This is a genomic window from Mesorhizobium sp. M1A.F.Ca.ET.072.01.1.1, from assembly GCF_004023325.1.
In the GTDB taxonomy this organism is placed as follows: domain Bacteria; phylum Pseudomonadota; class Alphaproteobacteria; order Rhizobiales; family Rhizobiaceae; genus Mesorhizobium.
In genome coordinates, this window is the sequence record NZ_RZSF01000780.1 from 1 (window position 1) to 405 (window position 405).

The following is a 405-nucleotide window of genomic DNA, read 5'->3' on the forward strand; positions in this document are numbered from 1 at the left end:
CACCGGCCTGGAATCGGTCAAGTCGGTGACGCAGGCGCTGGTCCAGGCCGAACGCTACGGCACGCCGGTCGCGCATGCGCTGCGCGTGCTGGCCTCGGAAAGCCGCGACATGCGCATGAATGCGGCCGAGAAGAAGGCAGCCGCCCTGCCGCCCAAGCTCACCGTGCCGATGATCCTGTTCTTCCTGCCGGTGCTGTTCGCCATCATCCTGGGACCGGCCGGCATCCAGGTCAGCCAGCGCGGCATCTTCGGCGATCAGCACAACACCAGCAGCCAGTAGGGCAGGAACAGCTCGCAAGCTGACGAAAAGGCCGCGCTGACGATGTCGCGCGGCTTTTGCATTTGATGACCTTGAAGAATCGGCTGACGCGCTGGCGTTGCCGTCAGTTGGTCGCGGCCTTGTCC

The 405-nt window shown here is 65.2% G+C and carries 1 protein-coding gene; it reads left to right on the forward strand.

All coding sequences use genetic code 11. From position 1 onward, the window contains the following. The coding region (locus EOA32_RS38005) for a type II secretion system F family protein (protein WP_145971547.1) at positions 1 to 280 on the forward strand (280 nt) is incomplete at its 5' end. Positions 281 to 405: the final 125 nt, after the last annotated feature.